This window comes from Rhodococcus chondri, assembly GCF_036327435.1.
Taxonomy (GTDB): Bacteria; Actinomycetota; Actinomycetes; order Mycobacteriales; family Mycobacteriaceae; genus Rhodococcus; species Rhodococcus chondri.
Map to the genome: position 1 here is coordinate 1 of NZ_JAUZMZ010000328.1, position 2283 is coordinate 2283.

The following is a 2283-nucleotide window of genomic DNA, read 5'->3' on the forward strand; positions in this document are numbered from 1 at the left end:
GTGCCCCCGCTCATCGCGGTGATCACCACCGCGGAAATCGCCGCCAGCGCAGCCACACCGCCACCGGCGAGCATCGGTGTCCGGGACCGATCGGAGCCGGTCTTCGCGGCCGCGGGGGTGCTGTCGGTGACCGGCAGGACGGTCGCCTGCTCGACGACCTCGGCCGTCGCCGGGGCGCGGCGAGGAGCACGGCTCCGACCGATCGCGGACCCCAATCCCCCACGGGTGCGTGCCGGGATCACCAGCGGGCCTCGCGGAATGTGGGCGCGAACCCAGTCCGGGGCCGTGGCAAACGGATCGTCGCCCACCTCGAGGTCACTGTGCGGGGCATCGCCGGAGCCGTCCGGATCCTGCGAGGTCGGGGCCGGCGCAGTGTCGACGACGGTGGTCTCAGCAGCGCCGATCGGTTCGAGGTTGGTCTGGATGACCGAATCGTCGTCGGCGGACTCGGCGGTGGTGTCGGCATCGACCGGCTTGAGGGCCGAGGCCGCCACCATCGCGTCGGCGATGGTCTCGTCCGGGATCGGGAAGTGCACCGATCCGGTGTCGGTGTCGTCGGTCGGAGTCGGCTCCGGCCCGTACCGCTCGGTCACGTCCGGGAAGAGTGTGCCTCGATTGTCGGTCGACAATGTGTCCTCCGTCGTCGGGTGGTGGGGGCGGGGCTACCCGCCCCCACCTGAAAACTGTTCGGGCAGGTCAGGCAGGCAGGGTGCCGTCACCGATCGCGGTGGAGATCATCTCGGCGGCAGTGCCGGCCGAGCCGTCGAAGAACGCCTCGAGACCGTTGTCCACACCGGCGATCACGCCTTCACCCCCGGGCTGGACCTGGACCCACTCGCGGACCTGCGAATCGACCTGCGGAGCGGTCTGCACGGCGCTGCGCACCGCGTCGGCGGCGGCCTGTTCGACCGGGCCGGCCGAGTCCCACTGCGTCACGGTCGTTTCGGACTGCTCGGTGAGCACGTCTTGGTGCACGTCCGGCAGCTCGACCTCGATCGGCTGGCCTTCGTCGTCTCCGGCACCGAAGGCGGTACCGGCAGCCAGACCGACCGCACCGCCGACCACAGCGCCCGGAACCGCGCCGACCGCAGCGCCGATGGCCGCGCCCGCTGCGGTACCGGCGACACCGGTGGTGATCTCGGGAAGAACCGGGATCGGCAGGGGCAGCACACCGCCGGCCGCAGCACCGGCGATACCGCCGATGGTGCCGCCGATCAGGGCACCGGGAACCGCGCCTGCCGCAGCGCCGGCCACGCCACCGGCGAATGCGCCGCCGATCTGAGCAGCAGCGACTCGGTCGGCACGGCTGGCATCGACGCCGATCGACTTGTAGAAGGTAGCGACATCAGAGCGGATCAGACCGGCGGTGTTGTTGGTGCGTTCACGATCGTCGTCGGTGACCCAGTTCGGCTGGTTGAAGTGGAAATCGCCGATCATGATCTTCTCGGGTGGAGCGATGTAGATCGGCTCCGGGGTGACCGGCTGCGGGGCACGCAGCTCCAGCGGGTCGATCGGCGGTGGGGTGGACTGCCGCTCGTAGCGGTTGGTGTCGTAGTTGTAGTCCGGCAGCGGTGCGTACTCGCGTTGCTGCGCCGGCGGCGGGGTCCAGTAGATCTGCTTGGCCGGAGGAGCCGGGGCAGGCTTCGGCGCGCTGGTGGTGCCGCCCTGGGTGGACGGTGCCGGGGTGCTCACCCCGCCCTGCGAGGGCAGCTCGACCGGAGCGGCCCAGGCCACACTGGTGCCCGCTGCCACGATCGCCGCGGCCGTGGCAGGCACAACGCCGGCCTTGGCGAGCCGGGACGCCCTGTGATGCTTTCTCATCAGTGGTTCTCTCTTCTGTCGAGGCGTGAATCAGTTGAGTTCGGCGGCCGAGACGCCGCCTTGATCGAGCACTGTCGGTTCCGCATCGACCACGTTCGTCGTGGTCACGGCCGGTTCCGAGGTGGTCGAGGTCGCCGTCTGCGACGGCGTGGTCGAGACGATCTCGGTGGTGGTTGTCGGCCGGGTCCTCGTGGCGGACGGGACCGACGTCGTGGAGGTCACCGCCTTCGACGAGGACGTGGACGAGGACGGCGAGGAGGAGGTGGCTGCGTCGAGGTCGGCGGCGACCGCAGCGAGCCAGGACGCGACGAACCGTGTCGGAGCCTGCCCGCCGGCCGTGGCCGGGACCGAGCCGTAGGAGCCGTGCTCGGCGGCGACGTTGCGCAGCGTCGTCATCGCCACCAGGTCGAACGCATCCCGGTTGGCCGTGACCTCGTTCTGCACGACCGAGAACGCCTGCCG

The 2283-nt window shown here is 70.6% G+C and carries 1 protein-coding gene and 2 pseudogenes; all 3 read right to left on the reverse strand.

The genetic code is table 11. The features are described 5' to 3' along the window. A pseudogene (locus Q8814_RS25780) lies at positions 1-593 on the reverse strand (hypothetical protein); the annotation flags it as partial. A 103-nt stretch (positions 594-696) separates the two neighbouring features. After that, positions 697-1821 (reverse strand): insoluble domain protein, encoded by a 1125-nt coding sequence (locus Q8814_RS25785; protein ID WP_330154778.1) that lies wholly within the window; start codon positions 1819-1821, stop codon positions 697-699. Positions 1822-1851: 30 nt separating this feature from the next. Further along, a pseudogene (locus Q8814_RS25790) lies at positions 1852-2283 on the reverse strand (cutinase family protein); the annotation flags it as partial.

Excerpts from the sequence above, each read along its gene's own strand:
- Q8814_RS25785 (WP_330154778.1), bottom strand. The coding sequence starts at position 1,821 with ATGAGAAAGCATCACAGGGCGTCCCGGCTCGCCAAGGCCGGCGTTGTG.